At 48.1% G+C, this 15967-nt stretch carries 16 protein-coding genes; 2 read left to right on the top strand and 14 right to left on the bottom strand.

Annotation, left to right across the window (positions count from 1 at the left end):
* Window positions 1–42: 42 nt before the first annotated feature.
* From CBE73_RS20215 to ilvB, 9 genes are all read right to left on the bottom strand, one after another.
* Entirely contained in the window at window positions 43–1002 is a 960-nt protein-coding gene (locus CBE73_RS20215; RefSeq protein ID WP_174704781.1) for an aldolase catalytic domain-containing protein, read from the bottom strand.
* A gap of 285 nt (window positions 1003–1287) precedes the next feature.
* Window positions 1288–2853: a leucyl aminopeptidase gene (locus CBE73_RS20210; RefSeq protein WP_094095774.1), complete on the bottom strand. Its 1566-nt coding sequence runs from the start codon at window positions 2851–2853 to the stop codon at window positions 1288–1290.
* A gap of 60 nt (window positions 2854–2913) precedes the next feature.
* The gene (locus CBE73_RS20205; RefSeq protein WP_094095773.1) at window positions 2914–4026 is read right to left on the bottom strand and encodes an ATP-binding protein; all 1113 of its coding nucleotides are present in this window, start codon (window positions 4024–4026) and stop codon (window positions 2914–2916) included.
* A 426-nt stretch (window positions 4027–4452) separates the two neighbouring features.
* The gene (locus tag CBE73_RS20200; RefSeq protein WP_068694136.1) at window positions 4453–4857 is read right to left on the bottom strand and encodes a hypothetical protein; all 405 of its coding nucleotides are present in this window, start codon (window positions 4855–4857) and stop codon (window positions 4453–4455) included.
* A gap of 198 nt (window positions 4858–5055) precedes the next feature.
* A complete protein-coding gene (locus CBE73_RS20195; RefSeq protein ID WP_094095772.1) occupies window positions 5056–5601 on the bottom strand; it encodes a peroxiredoxin in 546 nt (181 codons plus the stop codon).
* A 177-nt stretch (window positions 5602–5778) separates the two neighbouring features.
* A complete protein-coding gene (gene leuB, locus CBE73_RS20190) occupies window positions 5779–6876 on the bottom strand; it encodes a 3-isopropylmalate dehydrogenase (protein WP_094095771.1) in 1098 nt (365 codons plus the stop codon).
* Window positions 6877–7108: 232 nt separating this feature from the next.
* A complete protein-coding gene (gene ilvC, locus CBE73_RS20185; protein WP_094095770.1) occupies window positions 7109–8101 on the bottom strand; it encodes a ketol-acid reductoisomerase in 993 nt (330 codons plus the stop codon).
* Window positions 8102–8339: 238 nt separating this feature from the next.
* The gene (gene ilvN / locus CBE73_RS20180) at window positions 8340–8828 is read right to left on the bottom strand and encodes an acetolactate synthase small subunit (protein WP_094095769.1); all 489 of its coding nucleotides are present in this window, start codon (window positions 8826–8828) and stop codon (window positions 8340–8342) included.
* Window positions 8828–10519, bottom strand: a complete 1692-nt coding sequence (gene ilvB, locus CBE73_RS20175; RefSeq protein ID WP_094096441.1) for a biosynthetic-type acetolactate synthase large subunit — start codon at window positions 10517–10519, stop codon at window positions 8828–8830. The genes ilvN and ilvB overlap by 1 nt, the downstream gene beginning before the upstream one ends.
* Before the next feature lie 598 nt (window positions 10520–11117).
* Here ilvB and CBE73_RS20170 point away from each other — a divergent pair.
* Window positions 11118–11570 (top strand): GNAT family N-acetyltransferase, encoded by a 453-nt coding sequence (locus CBE73_RS20170; RefSeq protein WP_094095768.1) that lies wholly within the window; start codon window positions 11118–11120, stop codon window positions 11568–11570.
* A gap of 15 nt (window positions 11571–11585) precedes the next feature.
* On the opposite strand, the gene CBE73_RS20165 is transcribed toward CBE73_RS20170, so the two are convergent.
* The 5 genes from CBE73_RS20165 to CBE73_RS20145 all read right to left on the bottom strand — a co-directional run bounded on the left by CBE73_RS20165 (window position 11586) and on the right by CBE73_RS20145 (window position 14763).
* Entirely contained in the window at window positions 11586–11930 is a 345-nt protein-coding gene (locus CBE73_RS20165; protein WP_094095767.1) for a hypothetical protein, read from the bottom strand.
* A 169-nt stretch (window positions 11931–12099) separates the two neighbouring features.
* The gene (gene rplT, locus CBE73_RS20160; protein WP_068694121.1) at window positions 12100–12459 is read right to left on the bottom strand and encodes a 50S ribosomal protein L20; all 360 of its coding nucleotides are present in this window, start codon (window positions 12457–12459) and stop codon (window positions 12100–12102) included.
* 37 nt (window positions 12460–12496) lie between these two features.
* The gene (gene rpmI, locus CBE73_RS20155; RefSeq protein ID WP_068694119.1) at window positions 12497–12697 is read right to left on the bottom strand and encodes a 50S ribosomal protein L35; all 201 of its coding nucleotides are present in this window, start codon (window positions 12695–12697) and stop codon (window positions 12497–12499) included.
* Between the two features lie 31 nt (window positions 12698–12728).
* Window positions 12729–13223: a translation initiation factor IF-3 gene (gene infC / locus CBE73_RS20150; RefSeq protein ID WP_157739635.1), complete on the bottom strand. Its 495-nt coding sequence runs from the start codon at window positions 13221–13223 to the stop codon at window positions 12729–12731.
* Between the two features lie 301 nt (window positions 13224–13524).
* Complete coding sequence (locus CBE73_RS20145) at window positions 13525–14763, bottom strand: glycosyltransferase family 2 protein (RefSeq protein WP_094095765.1); 1239 nt, start codon at window positions 14761–14763, stop codon at window positions 13525–13527.
* 637 nt (window positions 14764–15400) lie between these two features.
* Here CBE73_RS20145 and CBE73_RS20140 point away from each other — a divergent pair.
* On the top strand, window positions 15401–15931 hold the full coding sequence (locus CBE73_RS20140; RefSeq protein WP_094095764.1) for a phosphatase PAP2 family protein: 531 nt from the start codon (window positions 15401–15403) through the stop codon (window positions 15929–15931).
* Window positions 15932–15967: the final 36 nt, after the last annotated feature.

Genomic DNA, 15967 nt, shown 5'->3' with positions numbered 1-15967 from the left:
TTACTCGCCCTAGAGCGGGAGATCAAGGTTATTTGAAGATTCTCAACCTTTAGGGAAGCTGACTTCCGGCGTAGTAAGCTTATCATAAAATTCAACCACGGCATCCTTGTTCTCGGACGCCCGAACCGCCATGGCCGAACGAGGATGCTCGTTCAAAGTTCCGGTAATCATGTAAGGAAGCAGGTATCCCCATTCCTCTTGTTCCCTGAGCGGAACCAGCAGCTTCTCCAAAACTTCGAGAACAGGCCGAAGCTGATATTGCGTATTCTTCAGGTGTGTAACCAGCAGTTCGGTTGGACAGTTGCCAGCCGCCCGGCCCATGCCGTAGACCGAAGCATCCAGGAATTCCACCCCATTGTCTACCGCAATCAGCGTATTCGAGAAAGCCAGCTGCATATTGTTATGGGTATGCACGCCAAGCCGTTTGTTTGGAAGATGGGCTTTAAATTTCTCGATCAGGTACAACATGTCTTTGTGGTCAAGGCTTCCGTAGGAATCCACGATATAAACCACATCGACCACGCTTTCCTTGATTAGGTCAAAGGCTTCAACCAGTTCCTTCTCCATCACGCCGGACAAAGCCATAATGTTAATAGTGGTTTCATAACCAAGATCATGGAATTTCTGAATCAGATCAAGGGCTTTATCTACATCCTTCACATAACATGCGACACGAATGAGGTCCAGCAGGCTTTCACTGCGCGGCAAAATATCATCTTCATCTACACGGCCTACATCGACAAGCGCAGATAATTTGGTGCTGCCCTTTTGCGGGATAACCTTGCGAAGGAAGTCGTCGTTCAGGAACCGCCATGGACCTGCGCCTTCCGCTCCTTTAAGCAGCTTGGGAGAATTTTTATAACCGATTTCCATATAATCAACACCGGCTTTGTTAAGTCCGGCATACAGCTGCTGAACAAATTCAACGCTGAAGTCCCAGTTGTTCACCAGACCTCCATCGCGGATCGTGCAATCTACAATTTTACTAGGATTATTTTTCATCACTGAAAATCCTTTCTTTAGTTCCTGGATTAAGGTGTATTCTTCTCTATCTTACTTGAAGCAAAACGTTAAAGTAAAGAAGTTTATTTTGCCGCTTTAAAGTATGTAGGCGTGTTTAGCGTAAGTAGCACCATAGAACGGCTGCGTAGAACGACGGGTATCCCGCGAGTATCCGCACAAGCAGAAAGCCCTGCTTTCCTCAGCAGAGCTTCCTGACAGGTAAATCCACTTCCCTATGAAAGTGATCTTTATTGTCTCCTATATTTTTAATAGAAGAAACTCGGTTTACTGCAGTCCGTTTTGCAGAATCCACTGACTCACCGTACGAACCATAACCCCAGTGCCTCCCCGCGGATCCACACCACGTTCCTTACTTAAAAAAGCGGTTCCGGCGATGTCCAAATGAATCCACGGCAGGCCTTCGGCAAAGGTACCGATGAACAGCCCCGCCGTAATGGCAGCTGCATTCCTGCCTGGACGGTTGTTCAGATCGGCGACACTGCTCTTCAGCATTCCCCAATATTCCGGATAGTTCGGAAGCGGCCACACTTTTTCACCCGTTTGTTTCGAAGCCATAATGAAGCTTTGCAGAAAAATATCGTCGTTCGTCACGGCTCCCGTTGCCACGTCCCCCAGCGCAGACAAAATTGCTCCGGTTAAAGTCGCAATGTCAATAATTCGCTCTGCTCCCTGCTCTTTAGCATACGTTACCCCGTCCGCCAGAACGATTCTGCCTTCCGCATCAGCGTTCTGCATTTCAATCGTTCTTCCGCTGCGGGTTGTTATTACATCTCCGGGCTTCATGGCACTGCCGGACGGCATATTCTCCGCCGCGGGAATGACGGCAATCACGTTCACTTTGGGACGCAGAATGCCTAGAATCTCCATTACGCCGAGTACGGAAGCCGCCCCGCCCATATCGCTGATCATTTCCTCCATCCCCGGAGCTCGTTTAAGCGATATTCCGCCGGTATCAAAGGTAATCCCTTTTCCGACCAAGCCGGTAACATCCTTCCAATGATCGACTCCTTTGTATTTGATTATAATCATCCGCGGAGGATGAACGCTGCCCTGTCCTACTGCCAGCAGTCCGCCCATTTCTTGCTCCTGGAGGTCGGCTGCATCCAGCACCTCGACTTCAAGTCCGTACCGCTGGGCCAGTTCGACCGCTGCGTCTCCCAAATCCTCCGGTGTCAGCAGATTGCCCGGCAGGTTGGTCAGATCCCTGGCCGTTATCGTACCAGCGGCAAAAGCACGGCCCATCCGTATCCCTTGTGCCCACTCCTCGGGCTCGGAACCGACTGCTGCCTCTTTATGTAAAAAGAACACTTTCCGTATCCCTTCATAAGCAGACTTCTCCCGCTTATAATTTGGCCTGTGATAAGCGCCAAGCAGAAAGCCCTCCGTCAAGGCCTGCGCTGCAAGCTCATTACGTCCTTCAACCATGAGCGAGCCCAGCGATACAGGTACTTTAAATAACACTTGTTCCGGCCGGATGCTTACTGCCGCCCGAGCGGCCGCAGCAGCGCTTAATCTTAATTCATCAGCTGTAAGGGGGTCTTCGCCGGCCCCAACTAGAATTACAGTCTCCGCCGGATTCTGATCCGGCATCGGCAATAGGAAGGTCTGGTTCACTTCGCCTTCAAATAACCGGCTTTGTGCCAGCGTTCCGGTATACGGTTTAAGCCATGATTCCACTTGCCCGCTTTTAACTTCCTTCTTTGTAACTAACAAAATAAGGACCTTTCGTTCCGCATCATCGGGAATTCCCCCGCTGTTCCACAATACTTCCGCTACATTACCGTCCAATTCTGCACCATCCTTTTTGTCATCCTGGCTGTATTTATTCATTCCTCATCCCTTATTTATTTAAACAAAAAAAACCGTTTCACCTGAAACGGCTTTTTGGCCCTAATTAGCTAGCGGCAGCGAGATGATAAAAGTTGTTCCGACTCCAATGCTGCTTTCAACCTTTATGGAGCCGCCATGATTTTGAATAATACGGTAGCTTTCCGACAAACCAAGTCCTGTGCCCTTCTCTTTTGTCGTGAAAAAAGGATCTGACAACCTCTTTAATCTTGCTTGTTCCATACCGCTTCCGTTATCGCGTATAGAAATTACCGCATTTGCGCCTTCAGATTTCGCCTGAATCTGGATCTCGCCTTTCCGCCCCTCGATCTCTTCAATGGCGTCCATGGCATTTTTGATCAGATTGAGAAAAACCTGCTTGATTTGTTTGGCATCTATAGAAATCATCATCTCTTCCTGTTCCGACTGCAGCGAAATTTCACAGTCCTTCATCAGCGCTTCGCTTTCTGTCAGCAATACCGTTTGCCTCAGTAAAGAGGTAACTCTTAGCACCGCTTTCTCCGGTGTGGAAGGAGAGGAAGGTTTGGAAGAGTTTAGAAACTCATGAATAATGTCGTTGGTTCTGTCAATCTCCATTAGAATGATCCGGGCATATTCGTCTTTGCCCAATTGAAGCAGATGGGGACGGAGCAGTTGGATAAAACCGCGGATAGCCGTTAGAGGATTTCGAATCTCGTGGGCAATAGCCGCGGAAATTTTTCCTAAAATCGCCAACTTGTCATTATGGGAGGCCGTCTGTTCGATTTGCTTATAGTCCGAAATATCTTTAAAGCTGATAAGCAGATCCCCATCCAAATCTTCGGTATAGGTCACCGAGACCATCCAGTATTTCCCGTAATCATCCCGGATTTCAAACCTGGTTTTATGTTTATGCATAATCTCGCGATAGACTTGAAAGAGCCATTTCCATTCGCTTCGCCTCAAATGGGAGGGCGTAAGCAGCTGGCGGATCGTGCAGCCGATCATCTCCTGCGGCTGCAGTCTTAGCAAAGATGCGATCAAGGAATTAGCGAAAGTAATTTGTCCCTCGCAGTTAAATAAAATAATGCCATTGTCCAGGTGCTGGAGTACATTTTCATACTTGTTTTTTTTAAGCTGGGCTGATACAAAAAGTTCGACTGGTTGGAGCAGCGTTTCTTCGATATCACTCAACAAGTTGTTATCCTCCTTTTCCCTTGAATGATGTTCTTGCCGGTTTGGCTTTTTCATCTCAGAACGGAGAATGCAGGGTGAAACTGAGTATTTTCCCAAGACCATCTAACACTTTTCAAGCCAAGCACTAAAAAAATCACTGATATCTATGAATATGATATCAATGACATCAAAAATTCATCATCTAGCTAAACAACTTCATGCTTGAAAAGGCCGATTTTCGATCTTCTCCTGCAAAAGTTTTCCTGGTACAACTTAATCATAAAGAGGTTGTCTAAACGCGTCAATCAGAGAAACTGTCGAAAAAAGAGGTTTCATCCCATTACGTCCAATATTTCCAAAAATAAGAAAAACAGCTTCCGTGACGAAAGCTGTTTTACGAAATATTCAATCGTGATTGGCCCATTTAACCCTTCACTTATTCCTCTGCTAACGGTGCTGAAGCCTTTCTCTTCTTCTACTCATGAAGGCAAGCCTGCGCTTCAACTCGCTCTCCCATTTCTCGTCTCCAATATGTTTAGCCACTGTTAACAGATCGAGGGAGCTGTCAATTTGGCGTTTGACTATATCTAGCGGATCCTCACGCTCATCATTTACGCAGTTCACAAAAATCGATTCATCATCTTCGGATACAAAATCGGCAAAATCAATTTCCTGCGCCCCATCCGCATGAGCATATTCAGCCAATATTTCGTATTCATTTTCAACCTTATAATGAACCTCAACTCGATGGCATACCGGGCACAATAAAAGGGGAACATTGTGGACCTGAGTACGGTAATGCTTCAGTGTTCCTTTTGTTCCCACCATGCTGGCTCCGCAACAAAAACTCATTCCCCATCACCCTCCTGATCTCGGTTCATCCATTTTCTATAACTTATTCGCGGACTTAGGAAGCGATTCCTCTCATCACGTTAGATTTTTACCCATTTTACCACGTTTAAGTCAATATTTCCGTCCAATTACCTGAAAAGTGTGTAAAAAACCCCCTGTTGACTTTCGTCAAAAGGGGGTTAGGCTATAATCCAATGATTAAGCGTTCAGGTTTTTGTCGCCTGGTTTCCAGTTCATTGGGCACAATCCGCCGGATTGCAGGGCTTGAAGAACACGAAGTGTTTCTTCTACGCTGCGGCCAACGTCATTGTGGTTAACCACTTGGTATTTCAATTCGCCTTCTGGATCGATGATGAACAAGCCGCGCAGTGCAACGCCTTCTTCTTCGATCAGTACGCCGTAGTCTTCAGCAACTTTCTTAGTGATGTCGGAAGCGAGCGGGAAGTTCAATTGTCCCAAACCGTTGTTTTCTTTAGCAGTGTTGATCCAAGCTTTGTGGCTGTGGATAGAGTCAACACTTACGCCAAGAATTTCAGTGTCCAGTTCTTTGAATTGCTCGTAAGCCTCGCTCAGAGCTGTAATTTCCGTAGGACATACAAATGTGAAGTCCAGTGGATAGAAGAAGAATACCAGCCATTTACCGCTGTAGTCGGACAGTTTTACGCGTCCAAACTCTTTGCCGTCTCCAGATACAGTCTCCATGTTAAAATCAGGTGCAGGTCTTCCAACCAAACGTTGTGCCATGATTATAATCCTCCTTTAGAATATGTAAGGCGCGGGATAATCCGCTCCTAATTTCTGAATGATAATCTTTATCATTTACAATAAAGATGGTAACATTTCTCCATATTTGAAGTCAAGATTATATTCATTTCTTTTTTAGAATAATTATAATTAACGAACTTTTTGTGAACTTTAGGATTAGACTGCCGAAGAAGCTTTGCTGGTCATTGCTGCTACGATCAGGTCGCCCATTACATCGGTGCCGATTGCGGCTGCCTTATCTACAGCTATATCTCCAGTACGGTGACCCGCATCCAGCACATCCTTCACCGCTTTCTCAATAGCATCCGCGGCGTCCTCATATCCAAAGGTCATTCGGAACATCAAGGCAACGGAAAGGATTGTAGCAATTGGATTCGCTTTGTTCTGTCCGGCAATGTCGGGAGCAGAACCGTGTACGGGTTCATAAAGGCCAAAGCTTCCTTCACCAAGCGAAGCGGAGGACAACATGCCGATCGAACCGGTCAGCATCGCTGCTTCATCACTCAGAATGTCGCCGAACATATTTTCTGTGACGATCACATCAAAGCTTGCAGGTCTGCGGAGCAGCTGCATCGCGCAGTTATCGACAAGCACATGCTCCAGCTCTACGTCCGGATACTCCGGTGCTACCCGATTCACAACTTCGCGCCACAAGCGGGAAGTTTCCAGCACGTTCGCTTTATCGACGGATGCGAGTTTCTTACGGCGTTTCCCTGCAATCTCGAAGGCCTGGCGCACGATCCGCTCTACTTCGCTCACATTGTAAGTGCAGGTGTCCACAGCTTCTTGTCCCTGCTCACTGTCGCGGCGGAATTTCTCGCCGAAGTAGATGCCGCCGGTCAGCTCGCGAACGACGATCAGGTCCGTTCCTTCAAGCACTTCAGGTTTAAGTGTAGAAGCATCCTTCAAGCAATCAAACACAACAGCCGGGCGCAGGTTCGAGAACAATCCAAGCGCTTTGCGGATTCCCAAAAGGCCTGTTTCCGGACGCAGCTCTTTCGGGTTGTTGTCCCATTTCGGGCCGCCGACGGCTCCGAGCAGCACTGCATCGGCCTTTTTGCAGACTTCAAGTGTTTCTTCCGGCAGTGGTGTTCCCTTCTCGTCAATGGCAATGCCGCCAAACAAAGCGTGTTCCGTCTCAATGCGGTAGCCGAACAGCTCCTCCGTCCGTTTCAGCACCTTCTCCGCTTCCCGGACAACCTCAGGTCCGATTCCATCCCCGGCAATTACCGCTATCTTCTTAACCTCTGACATGAACAACACTCCTCATCACGTTATTTTCATCTTCTTTATTTGTAACATAGCAAGGCAGAATTGCACCAAGATATAGAAGCTATCAAACTGATAGGCTATACCTATATGTTTGGAAGAGATTGAGTTAGATAAGATACTTTTAGGGATGAGTCCGCACAAAAAAATGCAGCTCCACAGATAAACTGCAGAGCCGCATTTCTATGCCCCAGGCTGCAAGCCTTACAGGCAGCTATTATTTCTTGATCCAGTGCATCAAACCGCGAAGCTCGGAACCTACTACCTCGATCGGATGAGCTGCTTCATTACGACGGGTTGCAGTCAGGAAAGCGCGGTTGGATTGGTTCTCCAGGATGAAGTCGCGGGCAAATTTACCCTGCTGGATATCAGCCAATACCTCTTTCATCGCTTTCTTCGTTTCGTCAGTTACGATGCGAGGTCCGGTAACATAGTCACCGTATTCGGCAGTGTTACTGATGGAATCACGCATGGTAGCCATGCCGCCTTCATAGATCAGGTCTACGATCAGCTTCATCTCGTGCAGGCACTCGAAGTAAGCCATTTCCGGCGCATATCCAGCTTCAGTCAACGTTTCGAAGCCGGCTTTGATCAGGGCAGTTACGCCGCCGCACAATACGGCTTGTTCACCGAACAGATCGGTTTCGGTTTCTTCACGGAAGGAAGTTTCGATAACCCCTGCACGCGTACAGCCGATCCCTTTAGCATAAGCCAAACCAATCTCTTTGGCTTGTCCGGTTGCATCCTGGTGGATAGCGATCAGACCTGGTACACCGAAGCCGTCTACATAGGTACGACGAACCATATGACCAGGGGACTTAGGAGCAACAAGCAGGACATCATTATCCTTGGAAGGAACGATTTGTCCAAAGTGAACGTTGAAACCGTGGGCAAACATCAGCGCAGCGCCTTTTTTCAGGTTAGGAGCGATTTCGCTGTTATAAACGGACGCCTGAGTTTCATCCGGCATCAGAATTTGAACCACATCCGCACGGCTGGTTGCTTCAGCTACCGACAATACTTCGAAGCCGTCTTCTTTGGCTTTGTCAAAGGATTTGCCTTCACGCAGGCCGATAACAACATTCAGTCCGCTTTCACGAAGGTTTTGAGCATGGGCATGGCCTTGGCTGCCATAACCGATGATTGCGATCGTCTTGCCTTTTAATACGCTTAATTCTGCATCTTGCTCATAGTACAAAGTAACTGCCATGATATGATTCCTCCTAGAATGATGTTTGTTTTGTCCGCTGCGCGGCTGCGCAGAAGCTTATTGCTGAACCCTTCAACCTAATGAGCGGGTATTTCAAACGACCTTAGTTAGCTCTCTAAGCCAAGCCCTCCGGCATCAGCCCGCAGCCGCGGTTATCATAAGATCGGTTCAAATTCCCGCTCATGGAGCAGGGATATTCATAATGGAATAATTTAAAGTAATTAGACCAACAAGCTGCCTACAAAGCGTTCCCTCTTGTCATCGCCGTTACGCCTGTGCGGGAAAGCTCTTGAATGCCGTAAGGCTTAAGCAGCTCCAGGAGCGCGTCGACCTTTTCCGTATCGCCTACCACCTGGATCATCATGTTCCGGGTTCCGATATCTACAACCGCCGCCCGGAAAGTATCGGCCAGCGATTTGATTTCCGGACGTTCCGCCTGCTCCGCTTTGACTTTGATCAAGGCAAGTTCGCGGGAAACCATCGGTTTAGAGCTCAGATTAACGACTTTAATGACGTCGATCAGCTTGTAGAGCTGTTTCTCAATCTGCTCCAGCGTCTGGTCGTCTCCCTCAGTCACGATGACCATGCGGGAAAGTCCCTGCTCTTCGGATTGTCCTACGGTAATGCTCTCGATATTGAAGCCGCGCCGGCCAAAAAGGCCGGACACGCGCTGCAATACGCCTGGCTGATCGTTCACTAGAATGGCAATCGCATGTTTTGTAGTCATTATTCACAGTCCCCCATCAGCATTTGATCAATGGTAGAACCCTGAGTAACCATCGGATAGACATTTTCCTGCTTATCCACCACGAATTCTACCAATACAGGTCCCGGTGTCTCAAGCGCCTCGCGCCAAACCGCCTGCGCATCCTCTTTGTTCGTCGCCCGCAGTCCTTTAACCCCGTAGGCTTCAGCCAGCTTCACAAAGTCGGGGCTGCCGGAAAGATCGATATGGCTGTAGCGATTCTCGTAAATAAGCTCCTGCCACTGTCTGACCATCCCAAGCACTTGATTATTGATCACGACGATTTTAACCGGGATTTTGTTAATGGCGCAGATCGCGAGCTCCTGCGAACACATCTGCATGCCGCCGTCGCCGTTGATGGAAATGACCAGCCGATCCGGATGGGCCATCTGCGCTCCGATAGCTGACGGGAATCCGAATCCCATCGTGCCCAGACCACCGGAGGTGATCCATGAGCGCGGTTGGTTAAATTTATAATACTGGGCCGTCCACATTTGATGTTGTCCGACGTCAGTGGTTACGATAGCTTCGCCATGCGTCGTTTCGTTCAGCATTTCAATAACCCACTGCGGTTTCAAGCTGTCGTTGGAATCCTTGTATTTGAATGGTTTCTCCGCTTTCCACTGCTGGATCTGGTCTCTCCAGGCATCCGCCTTGTCCGCCCGCTTGATCAGTTTGTTCAGTTGCTCCAGCACGGTTTTGACATCCCCGACCACTGGAATATCCGTATGGACGTTCTTGCCGATCTCGGCCGGATCGATGTCGATGTGGACGATTTTGGCTTTAGGCGCGAAGCCGTCCAGCTTACCGGTTACCCGATCGTCAAAACGGGCGCCGATACAGATCAGCAGATCGGACTGCTGGATCGCGTTGTTCGCCGTATACGTTCCGTGCATACCCGGCATGCCCATCCAAAGGCGGTTGCCGCTCGGGAATCCGCCGAGCCCCAGCAAAGTGGTCGTTACCGGAATTTCCGTTGTTTCGGCGAATTGGAGCAATTCTTCATGACCACCCGAGTAGACAACTCCGCCGCCTGCCAAAATCACGGGCTGGCTGGCTTCCTGAATCGCTGCCGCTACTTTATCAAGCTGCAGCCGGTTAGGAGCTACCGTCGGATTATATCCGCGCAGGTTCATGACTTTTGCCGGTTCAAACAAGGTAGTAGCTGCCGAAACGTCTTTCGGAATATCGATCAGCACCGGCCCTTTGCGGCCGCTGTTCGCAATATGGAAAGCCTCGTGAATAATGCGCGGCAAATCTTTGACATCCCTCACCAGGTAGCTGTGCTTCGTGATCGGCATCGTAATACCCGTAATGTCCGCTTCCTGGAAAGCATCGGTTCCAATTAGGCTCTGATGGACATTGCCCGTAATGACAACCAATGGAACCGAGTCCATGTAGGCTGTGGCAATACCTGTCACCAGGTTGGTAGCGCCGGGACCTGAAGTGGCGATACAAACGCCTACCTTGCCGCTTGCTCTGGCATATCCATCGGCTGCATGGATCGCTCCCTGCTCGTGTCTCGTCAGCAGATGATGGAAATCCTTGAACCCGTAAAGCGCATCATAGATGTACAGCACGGCGCCCCCCGGGTATCCAAAGACGCATTCCACGCCTTCAAGCAGCAGGCTTCTCAGCAAAATTTCAGAACCGGTAATGACCTCCGGCTTCATCCATTTCTCACGTAATTGTTCTGTTGACTTCAATTCCTCAGTTTCCGTTTTCACTTTACGTTTCCTCCTCTCAGGCTTGGCGGCTAGAGCAACAAAAAAACCTTCCGCCCACTTCCAGCGTTATAACGCTAGAGGGGCGAAAGGTTCGATTTACCTTACGCGGTACCACCCAAATTCACAAGGCATCTCACGATACCAAGTCTTGGCGGGTAATCAAGGGGCCGAAGCTGGCCGGGTCTTTACTACCCTTCATCCGTAACGTGGACAACACGATTCCCCCTATTCACTGTCCGGCTGGATGACGTCCAGGCCAAAACACCTTTCAGGAAAACAGCTCCGAGGTGAGCGCGCAATAAGGGATAACGGTGGTGGTCTCAGCAAATCCATCCACTCTCTGAGCATAGAGCCCTTAAGCTTCGTCCTCTTCATAGCCATTGGGTTTATAGCTTTAAATGGTTAAAATGGTTAGGAACATTATATGTTCACCTTACACGGGAAGTCAATAGTTCCCATCTTATTTTTTTATTTGTCACCCTAAACAGGCCTCCATCATAGGATAACGAAGACATTCACCCGGGTGCAGAAGGAGGGGTGCATTTTGATCCGTTATCGAAGACCCAAACAGGATGACCCTGTCATCTATGCCTTGATTGAAAAGGAGCTTGTCCCGCACAGCCATTTGTCTGACAAGGAAATCGAGAACATCCGCCGGGATTTGCCTGCCCGCTTGAAAAACGGCGTCACCTTGGTTGCAGCGTCCAATTACGAATCCGACCCTCATGCCTTTATCCACTTCATGATTCATGGCGAATTGCTGTACATCGATATGATCGCCGTTGATCAGAAGTATCAGCACAAGCGTTACGGCAAATCCCTGATGGCCAAAGCCGAAAATTTCGCCGTCTCCAGAGGCTGCTCGCGCTCAAAGGTAATGGTGGACGCCGGGAACACACACGCCCACCTGTTTTACAGTAAACTGGGGTACCATACCCTTCGTTTTGTGGCTCAAACCCAGTGTTACGAAATGGAGAAATCACTTCTCAGCCGTTAGGGCAAAAACCGAAAATTATAGGAAAAATCCGCCCGGATAACCGTAACCAGGGTATCCGCCGTATCCGCCATATCCACCGTAACCATATCCATTGCCCGGATATCCTCCATAACCGTAGCCAGGGTATCCTCCAAAACCCCCCGTGGCATAAGGCGCCGTGCCGATCGCAAGCAGGTCAAATAAAGCCAAAGGCAAAATGGCTTTTGTTCTCACATTTTTACCGGCTCCAGGTTTCACATAAAGGCGTTTTCCGCTGACTTTGACCAAAGTCCCTGTCACGAAGCCGCCGTCTTTTTTATAAGCTATAACTTTTTTGCCGACCAGTTTTTTAGCCTGGGATTCAATTGCATTTGCTTTCATCAGGTTTCCCTCCTCCTGCTGTATTCTTATCCAGCGTATTCCCGCAGCAGGTCCGGTGATTGTACAAACGCCCGGCTGACTGGGAAAACATCAAAATAAAAAGCTCAGAAGCAGGTTCGGAGCACAAAAAAAGGCGCCCCATTGGGGCGCCTTCTGGCTTAAGACTTAATTAAGCGTTGATTTTTTCTTTAGCTACAGTAGCCAAAGAGTTGAAAGCTGCGATATCGTTAACAGCCAGATCCGCAAGCATTTTGCGGTTGATGTTAACTTCAGCCAACTTCAGGCCGTGCATCAATTTGCTGTAGGACAAGCCGTTTTGGCGTGCTGCAGCGTTGATACGAACGATCCACAATTTGCGGAAATCGCGTTTTTTCTGACGACGGTCACGGTAAGCATAGAGCAAGGATTTGTTCACTTGCTCCTTAGCTGTTTTGAAGATGCGGTGTTTGGAACCGAAATAACCTTTTGCAAGTTTCAGAATTTTCTTATGACGACGACGAACGACGAATCCGCCTTTTACTCTTGCCATAGTGATAAACCTCCCAAGATAATTGTTTAAGAATGAACTACTTCAGGTTAGCCAGGCCTTGTTTCAGACGGCTTACATCGCCGGAATACATAACTGGGCTGTTGGCCAAAACGCGCTTAGCACGTTTCGATTTGTGGGACAGAAGGTGATTTCTGTTGGCTTTGTAACGTTTTACTTTACCAGTTCCCGTAATTTTGAAGCGGCCTTTAAGGCTGCTGTGTGTTTTCATTTTAGGCATTAGGTCTTCCCCCTCATAGTTTATATGGCGCCTAATTTTTAGGCGCCAAAATCATAATCATACTGCGGCCTTCAAGTTTAGGCTGACGCTCAACGCTGGACAGTTCTGCCACTTCGGTCTTCACGCGCTCCAAAATTTTCTGGCCGATATCGGCATGAGTGATTTCACGTCCACGGAAGCGTACAGAGCATTTAACTTTGTCGCCTTCGTTCAAAAATTTGATTACGTTGCGCAATTTCGTTTGATAATCATGTTCCTCGATATTGGCACGGAACCAAACTTCTTTGATGTCCACGATCTTCTGATTCTTGCGGGCTTCTTTGTCTTTCTTCTGCTGCTCGTAACGGAATTTGCCGTAATCCATGATGCGGCATACCGGCGGTTTGGCCGTTGGCGCAATATTCACCAAATCCAGGTTCAAATCGATAGCCATTTGCTGGGCTTCACGAATCGGTTTGATGCCGATCTGCTCGCCGTCCGGTCCAACCAAGCGTACTTCCTTCGCCCGAATCTCGTCATTGATCAAATGTTCCTTACTGATAGTTCTCCACCTCCAAAAAGGATGGCCGCATAGCGGCTTAAAATCGCCTTTAAGCTTTCATAAATTGAAAAGGGATGCGGGTCAGACACCCGCATCCCAATATTGATCGTCCATATCATCATGAATGTTAAATTCACAAGTTTGGTCGGATCAAGACCAGCCAACAATTGTCGGACAGGTGAGAAGCGGCAGCCTCTTCTTGCAATCCTTTTTTATTGTTAACAACACTTTGACTAATATATCACACGATCGAAGTTCATGTCAACAGCTTTCTTCAAGAAAAGGGTTACCCCTGCTTGCTCTGCACTTCTTCAAGCCGCACGACCCGAGTGTGCTGGGTATGGCTCCACTGCTTGTTGTTTTGAGTGAAGAAGGCATAGAACGTAATCGGGTACCAGGAGATCAAATAGATCGGGAACAGGATCAGGTACAGATAAACCTTCTTGAACGTAACCTTCTCCAAGGCCATAGCCAGAAGGAAGGTGACTACGTTCGCGCCCACCGCAAAAAACGATGCCCAAATCGGCAAATACGAATACAGCGTAGCGAAATGAGGTCCATTAAACAGCGATTGATCCGCCCAAATCAGCGCAGCAAGCAAAAACGTAAGCAAAACGATGTACACGTTCACCGCATACAGCGCCATGTCCATTTTGACCAGGCTGCGTTCCTTGATACTCTTCCAGATCAACGGGAAGAAATAACGGCGGGCAACCGTAAAGTGGCCCTGCATCCAGCGCAGACGCTGACGCGCGGACGCCTTGAAGGACAAAGGCTTCTCGTCAAACAGCTTGGCGTCATAGTTAAACACCGGATGAACGCCGCGGTCTACGCAGCGCATGGTGAATTCCAAGTCCTCGACCAGACTGGTTGCGCCCCAGCCCATTTCTTTGAGCAGATTTGTCTCAAAGCACATGCCTGTTCCGCCAAGGAAATTGGCCATGCGCAGATTGTGACGGGAAAGCTGCCACAAGCGGTTTACATACCAGTAGGATATCCCGTACGAAGCGGTAATCCATGAGTCTTCCGGGTTTTTGGTATCGATATAACCCTGGATAACCCGTGCTCCTTCGCACAAGTCATTGTTCATTTCCTTAAGGAAATCCGGATGCGCCAGATTGTCGGCGTCAAACATAACCACGGCATCATATTGACGCGGCATTTCCCAAAGCTTCTTGAGCATCCATTCGATCGCAAAACCTTTGCCCCGCTGATTGGTATTGGTCCGTACACAGGCGTTCATTCCGTGCTGGCGGACGATTTCAGCCGTGCGGTCCGTACAGTTGTCACAGATAACGAATACATCGTACAGCTCGCGAGGATAGTTCAGCTCCTTCAGATTCTCCATCAGAGCTCCGACCACCTGCTCCTCGTTATGCGCAGCAACCAAAACCGCAAATGATTTTTCCGGCGCGTGTTGCGTCTTATGCTTTTTCCTGTACATGCCGAACAATGAGAATACGAACTGGTAAACGGCAATCACCGCCAGAATGATCTGGAGGGTAACCAAAATGCCATCAAACATGATTCTCTGCAGCCCCCTTTTTTTAACCCTTTTGAATGTTTTTTGTTTTTCTTTCTCTCTAGACACAGTGTTTTTTTATTTGTTATCACTGTTCTTTCATGCGAAACGAATCTCGCTGACCACCTTCATTACGATTCTTTCTGAAATATTTCATACTGCACAGCAAGTGCCATATCGATTCTCCACGACTTTGATTTGTTTGTCAAAAGCAAATTAGCGCTTGTTTTGGCAAAATACGGCCGAACTGGCTTGCTACAGCTTCTCACAATATCACAGTCACGGTTTCATCCCTGCTTATTTCTTATTTTCAGCATTTTTAATCCTTTTTATTTCTTCGGCCCTCCTTTTTTTTCAAAAATTCAGAAAGCCAAAATTTACATAAAGCGGAACCCCATTTTAAATGCCAATAATATCTACGAAACAAAAGCCCAAAAAGTTTACAATTAAACTCAATTTATTTTAAACTCCTCAGCTAACATTGAATCAGCCACCAACAAACACAGCCGCCAGTGCCGAGACTTTTTGTGTAAAAAGCCCGTCCGGGTTTAAAAAATATGATACATTTAAAGCAGATATGCCTAAATAAATAGAAAATGGAATTTGCAAGTAATGCCTCTAACGAAAGGGGGAGCTGTAAATGCTGACTCGACTTTTTGCCAAGTTCCATCAAGCGGACCGGAAATTATTTATCAAAATCAACACCGGGCTGCACCGGAAATTTCTAAATTTCCTGCTCTATTACGTAACTCATCTTGGCGGAGCCACCTTTACAATTTCGGCTTGTCTGATCAGCTGGTACTTTCTGCCCAGAGTTTGGGGAACAACGGCTCTCATGAGTCTTACAACCCTGGCCGCAAGCCACATTCCGGTAGCTATAGCCAAGAAAACCTATCCGAGACTGCGGCCTTATCTTGCCCTGCCGGATACCCGGACTTTCCGCAACCCGTTGAAAGATCATTCTTTTCCGTCCGGCCATACGACAGCTATTTTTTCAGTAACTGTACCGTTTATGATTATTTTCCCCTTGCTCATTCTGCCGCTGCTTCCGATTGCGCTGCTGGTAGCTTTGTCCCGGATTTACCTGGGGCTTCATTACCCCTCTGATGTCCTTGCCGGAGGCGTTATTGGAACATTAACAGCTTTTGGGACGGTTGCATTATGGCCATAAAGCGGATAATGTATATATAATGGTAAAACCTTGCGG

Origin of the sequence: Paenibacillus physcomitrellae (genome assembly GCF_002240225.1) — a bacterium.
GTDB lineage: Bacteria > Bacillota > Bacilli > Paenibacillales > Paenibacillaceae > Fontibacillus > Fontibacillus physcomitrellae.
This window is presented reverse-complemented; position numbering and strand designations above follow the sequence as displayed.

What these genes read in the sequence shown, in the direction of transcription:
- CBE73_RS20215 (WP_174704781.1), bottom strand. Translation starts at nt 1,002, where the DNA reads ATGAAAAATAATCCTAGTAAAATTGTAGATTGCACGATCCGCGATGGA.
- CBE73_RS20210 (WP_094095774.1), bottom strand. Translation starts at nt 2,853, where the DNA reads ATGAATAAATACAGCCAGGATGACAAAAAGGATGGTGCAGAATTGGAC.
- CBE73_RS20200 (WP_068694136.1), bottom strand. Translation starts at nt 4,857, where the DNA reads ATGAGTTTTTGTTGCGGAGCCAGCATGGTGGGAACAAAAGGAACACTG.
- CBE73_RS20195 (WP_094095772.1), bottom strand. Translation starts at nt 5,601, where the DNA reads ATGGCACAACGTTTGGTTGGAAGACCTGCACCTGATTTTAACATGGAG.
- leuB (WP_094095771.1), bottom strand. Translation starts at nt 6,876, where the DNA reads ATGTCAGAGGTTAAGAAGATAGCGGTAATTGCCGGGGATGGAATCGGA.
- ilvC (WP_094095770.1), bottom strand. Translation starts at nt 8,101, where the DNA reads ATGGCAGTTACTTTGTACTATGAGCAAGATGCAGAATTAAGCGTATTA.
- ilvN (WP_094095769.1), bottom strand. Translation starts at nt 8,828, where the DNA reads ATGACTACAAAACATGCGATTGCCATTCTAGTGAACGATCAGCCAGGC.
- ilvB (WP_094096441.1), bottom strand. Translation starts at nt 10,519, where the DNA reads ATGAAGCCGGAGGTCATTACCGGTTCTGAAATTTTGCTGAGAAGCCTG.
- CBE73_RS20165 (WP_094095767.1), bottom strand. Translation starts at nt 11,930, where the DNA reads ATGAAAGCAAATGCAATTGAATCCCAGGCTAAAAAACTGGTCGGCAAA.
- rplT (WP_068694121.1), bottom strand. Translation starts at nt 12,459, where the DNA reads ATGGCAAGAGTAAAAGGCGGATTCGTCGTTCGTCGTCGTCATAAGAAA.
- rpmI (WP_068694119.1), bottom strand. Translation starts at nt 12,697, where the DNA reads ATGCCTAAAATGAAAACACACAGCAGCCTTAAAGGCCGCTTCAAAATT.
- CBE73_RS20145 (WP_094095765.1), bottom strand. Translation starts at nt 14,763, where the DNA reads ATGTTTGATGGCATTTTGGTTACCCTCCAGATCATTCTGGCGGTGATT.
- CBE73_RS20140 (WP_094095764.1), top strand. Translation starts at nt 15,401, where the DNA reads ATGCTGACTCGACTTTTTGCCAAGTTCCATCAAGCGGACCGGAAATTA.